The following is a 3987-nucleotide window of genomic DNA, read 5'->3' as shown; positions in this document are numbered from 1 at the left end:
GCTGCTGGGGGAGGGAGAGGAGGAGGGGCAAGGTGAGGACTCCGCCTCCCGTGGCGGCATACGTGGCCGTTGGCACGGTGTGCTGCGCACGCTGTCCGGGCGGGACACGGTTCCCGGGGTCGTCCGGGGGCGGGCCGTGCGGTTGCTGCTGGACGACGGGGCGTTGGGGCAGGAGGAGGCGGCGCGGCTCATGGGGCTCGTGCTGTCGCCGGGTACGGAGCCGGCGGACGCGGCGGCGTGGATCGAGGGCTTCGTCGGCGGGGGCTCCGGGGGCGGGATGCTGCTCGTGCACGACGAGCGGCTGCTCGGGCTGGTCGACGCCTGGCTGACCGGGGTGCCTGGGGACGCGTTCACCGACGTGCTGCCGTTGCTGAGGCGCACCTTCTCGGCGTACGAGCCCGGAGTGCGCCGCACCCTCGGCGAACTGGTCCGGCGCGGACCGGGAACCCGCGGAAGCGCCACGGCCACCACCACCGCCTCGGGCATACCCGGATTCGCCCGTGACCTCGACGCCGCACGTGCCGACGCGGTGCTGCCGGTGCTGCGCCTGCTGCTGGGGCCGGACGAAACCGAGGACGTGGATGGTCCCGGCGACAGCCGCACCAAGGACAGTCGCGCCAACGACAGCAGCACCAACGACAACGGCGCCGATGACAACGACCTTGTGGGGGTGGGCCGATGAGCGCGGGAGTGGTGAACACGGGAGCGACCGATCAAGGCGGGGCTTCCGAGCCGGGCGGCGGGACCGATCCGGTCGACGCCGTCGACGAACGGCTCCGCCGCTGGCGGCTCGTGCTCGGCGGGGAGGACGCGGACGGCACCGGGTGCGCGCTCACCGGGCAGGACGCCGCGATGGACGGGGCGCTCGGTGCGCTGTACGGGAACGGCAAGGGGGGCAGGCCGCGGGCAGGGCGGGAGCGTTCGGCGGGGCTCGGGGCGTCCGCGCCGTCCGTCGCCCGGTGGCTGGGGGACATCCGGACGTACTTCCCGTCCTCCGTCGTCCAGGTCATGCAGCGGGACGCCATCGACCGGCTCGGCCTGTCCACCCTGCTCCTGGAGCCGGAGATGCTGGAGGCGGTGGAGGCGGACGTCCACCTGGTCGGCACGCTGCTCTCGCTCAACAAGGCCATGCCCGAGACGACCAAGGAGACGGCACGGGCGGTCGTGCGCAAGGTGGTTCAGGACCTGGAGAAGCGGCTCGCGACCCGCACCAGGGCCACGCTCACCGGCGCCCTCGACCGTAGCGCCCGTATCAACCGGCCCCGTCACCACGACATCGACTGGAACCGCACGATCTCGGCCAACCTCAAGCACTACCTGCCCGAGTACCGCACGATCGTGCCCGAGCGGCTCATCGGGTACGGGCGCGCGTCGCAGTCCGTGAAGAAGGAGGTCATCCTCTGCATCGACCAATCGGGTTCGATGGCGGCGTCGGTCGTGTACGCGTCGGTGTTCGGCGCGGTCCTCGCCTCCATGCGGTCCATCAACACCCGGCTCGTGGTCTTCGACACGGCCGTCGTCGACCTCACCGACCAGCTCGACGATCCGGTCGACGTGCTCTTCGGCACACAGCTCGGCGGTGGTACGGACATCAACAGGGCACTGGCGTACTGCCAGTCGCAGATCACGCGCCCCGCCGACACCGTGGTCGTCCTCATCAGCGACCTCTACGAAGGCGGCATCCGGAACGAGATGCTCAAGCGGGTCTCGGCCATGAAGGCGTCGGGGGTGCAGTTCGTGACGCTGCTCGCGCTGTCCGACGAAGGGGCTCCCGCGTACGACCGTGAGCACGCGGCGGCGCTCGCGGCGCTGGGCGCACCGGCGTTCGCCTGCACGCCCGACCTCTTCCCGGACGTGATGGCGGCGGCGATCGAGAAGCGCCCGCTGCCGATACCGGACACCGGGAGTCCGGGGCAGTAGAGGCGGCAGCGGGGCGGAAACGCGGGCGGACATGGCGGCGGTCATGGGGGAGCCGAAAGACGACGGATAAAGCGGACATGAGTATCCATCGGTAACAGGGGACTTGCGCGACCTCGGGAGTCCCGTGCAAGGATCGGCGCGACTTCAGGGGGCGCGCAGCCTTGTGGCCGCGCCCCATCTCGCTTCACCTTGTCCCTCCGCACGGGAGGCTCTCCCCGCCTTGGCCCTGTCAGCCGTACTGCCCGATGCCGCTCTGCGCGTAACGCGCACGGCGGCGGGGCGGCGTGCGCTGCAAGTGGCGCTGCTGGTGGGCGGGTTGTTCGTGCTGGGGCTCCTCTGCGGGGAGCAGGCGCGTGCGGCGGACGGGGTCGCGCCGGCCTCGAATCCCACGGATGTTGTGCGGTCGGTGACGAGTTCGGCCGAGCAGGTGGCGAAGGGTTCGGCGGAGCCACGGCCGAGGATCGGAGAGCGGCCCTCGGGCTCGAACTCACGGTCCGCGACGGTCTCGTCGGCCACCCCGCCGCCGCCCGCTTCCACCGCGACCTCCGAATCCGACTCCACCGCCACGGCCTCCGGCTCCGAACAGCCTGGGCTCCCCAAGGCGATCGCGCCCGTGACCGACGAAGTCCAGCGCGTCGTAAGGCCGGTCACCGAGCCGGTCGTGCGGCCGGTCGTCGAGCAGGTGGTACGCCCGGTCACCGAGCGCGTCGTACCGCCGGTCGCCGAGGACGTCGTACGGCCCATCGGTGATCTGGTGGATCAGATCACCGGCGGGGTCACCGGCGGGATCGTCGAGCGGCCGGCCCCGCCGCAGTGGTGGCCGTCGCTGCCTCAACTGCCCACGTTGCCGGGCCTTCCCGGGCTGCCGGAGTTGCCGGGGCTGCCACTGCCGGCGGTTCCCGGTCAGACCCTGCCGGTCGGTACGGCGCCGCAGCAGCCCGGCGGTGCGACGGACCGCCACCGGGCGGCCGAGAAGCAGTCGCGCGACGAGAGCGCGGCGACGGTGTACGGGCCGCGGTTCGCCGGTGGCCCAGCGGCGGCCGGTGACGACGTGCGCCACCACGTGGACACCCAGGGCACGCGGGCCGTGCAGGCACCCGTGCACCAAGTGCCCGACGGCGACCCCACGGGTGCGTTGGGGCGTCATTCCGCGGTCGACAACGGGTCGCCGCGGCACGGCGACGCGCAGGCCGTCGCGTCGAACGAGAGGGCCCGGCCGACGCTGGTGCCCGGCGCCGCCGCGGACGTCACCGCGGCCGGGACCCGGGACAGGCACCGGGACATTCCGGCGTTCCCCGGCTAGGGCCGGACTCCTTCCCCCGCTGAGACCTGCCGCGCGGGGGCGGAACAGGTCTGCCCGCGCCCGTCCGGACATCACTCCGATCACTCGGATCACCCCGATCACTCGGATCTCTCCGGACGCGATCGGCCGGACGCATCCCGGACGCGGGCCGCTGCCACGGCCGTCGGTGCTCGACTCCCCAGTCCGAAGCACCGACGCGGCGCATCGGCCCCTCCGGACGCCCGGTCCCTCTCCACACCACGTCCCGAACTCTCGGTCTTCCGAAGGACTGACGTACGCATGCACAAGAACATTCGCCGTTCCATCGTCATAGCCGCCGGGGTCACCGGCGCCTGGGCGCTCGGCTCAGCCGTCGCCAGCGCGGACGAACTGCCCGCCACGTCCGCCTCCGTACCCGACGCGTCCCTCTCCGTGGACGACGTGGTCGGCACGGTCACCGACACCGTCGACGGGGTGGTCGGTGACGTCCGCACCGACGTCTCACCGACCACCGGCACGACCACGGACACCCTCACCGACGTCACCGGCGATACGACCGCCAAGGCGCAGGACACCGTCACCGCCGTCACCGGCACTGTCGCCGACACGAAGTCGACCGCCGCCACGAAGGCGAAGGCGGCCGACCAGGCCCGCCGGTACGTCGACACCGAGCTGCCGGCCCGGAAGGCCCAGGCCAAGGCCAAGCCCGTTGCCCAGACCGCCGACGCGACCGCCAGGGCCACCGACGCCGTGCCTGACGCCCTGTCCGACGCCCCCGGCCCCCG

Annotated in this window: 3 protein-coding genes and 1 pseudogene; all 4 read left to right on the top strand. The window is 72.6% G+C overall.

Annotated features, from left to right (window positions below; all coding sequences use genetic code 11):
- A partial coding sequence (locus AOK17_RS29705) for a DUF5682 family protein (RefSeq protein ID WP_245697439.1) occupies positions 1-682 on the top strand: 682 nt, incomplete at its 5' end.
- Positions 679-1920 carry a VWA domain-containing protein gene (locus AOK17_RS29700; RefSeq protein WP_245697437.1) on the top strand — a complete coding sequence of 414 codons (1242 nt, stop codon included), beginning with the start codon at positions 679-681 and terminating at the stop codon, positions 1918-1920. The genes AOK17_RS29705 and AOK17_RS29700, both read left to right, overlap by 4 nt.
- 220 nt (positions 1921-2140) lie before the next feature.
- Positions 2141-3223, top strand: coding sequence for a hypothetical protein (locus tag AOK17_RS29695; RefSeq protein WP_055615654.1), 1083 nt, complete (start codon positions 2141-2143; stop codon positions 3221-3223).
- Between the two features lie 279 nt (positions 3224-3502).
- Positions 3503-3987, top strand: a pseudogene (locus AOK17_RS51725) (hypothetical protein); the annotation flags it as partial.

This window comes from Streptomyces phaeochromogenes (assembly GCF_001418655.1).
GTDB lineage: Bacteria > Actinomycetota > Actinomycetes > Streptomycetales > Streptomycetaceae > Streptomyces > Streptomyces phaeochromogenes.
Note: the sequence above shows the minus strand (reverse complement) of the source record. Positions and strands in the feature narration are given on the sequence as shown.

Excerpts from the sequence above, each read along its gene's own strand:
- AOK17_RS29700 (WP_245697437.1), top strand. The coding sequence starts at position 679 with ATGAGCGCGGGAGTGGTGAACACGGGAGCGACCGATCAAGGCGGGGCT.